Genomic DNA, 776 nt, shown 5'->3' with positions numbered 1-776 from the left:
CACATGAATAATCTTATCAAAGCCTGCCTTTCTAACATTATCCCAAGCTTTCGCCACAACTCTAGAATCCTGATCAAAACCAGTAATACGCCCCTGATATGAACCTAAGCCTTTTTCGAATGAATCTAAAGCAGCCTGACGAAGCGCACTCCATAATCGCTCATCATGACCTTTCCAACACTCAAACCCCCAGCGCTCGCGAGCAAGTCCTGGCGCTTTATTGGTAGCAAGCATTGCCGCTTCAATAAGCAAAGTGCCAGAGCCACACATTGGATCAATAAAACTAGCGCTGTCGTTGTAACGCTTAGGCCAGCCACTCAGCAAAAGCAATCCGGCGGCAAGGTTTTCTTTGAGTGGCGCAGCACCGGTAACAGAACGATAGCCGCGTTTGTGGAGACTTTCACCTGACAAGTCGAGGCTTACGTTAATTTTCCCTTTTGCCAACCTGGCTGATATACGGATATCAGGCTCGGCTCGACTAACTGAGGGCCGGTCCCCAACAAGGTCACGAAACTTATCAACAATTGCATCTTTTACTCGCAAAGCACCAAAGGTAGTGTTGTTGACATGTTCATTTTGCCCAGAGAAATCGACCGCAAAACTAGCCGTACAATCGAAATATCGACTCCAGTCTATAGAATAAGCTGCGTCATAAATTTGATCAGCCGTTTCCGCTTTATGTGAACAAAGCTCAAGTAAAACCCGATTTGCAACTCGCGACCAAAGTAATACACGATACAACAAAGATTTATCTAATTCGGCACTCACGCCAGCAG

1 protein-coding gene is annotated in these 776 nt (G+C 46.1%); it reads right to left on the bottom strand.

Annotated elements, in window-relative coordinates:
* Positions 1–776: THUMP domain-containing protein (locus A3763_RS01575; RefSeq protein ID WP_231872066.1), on the bottom strand; the 776-nt coding region annotated here is incomplete at both ends.

Source organism: Oleiphilus sp. HI0128 (assembly GCF_001635365.1).
The sequence above is the reverse complement of the archived record's forward strand: the minus strand, read 5'-3'. Positions and strand labels throughout refer to the sequence as shown.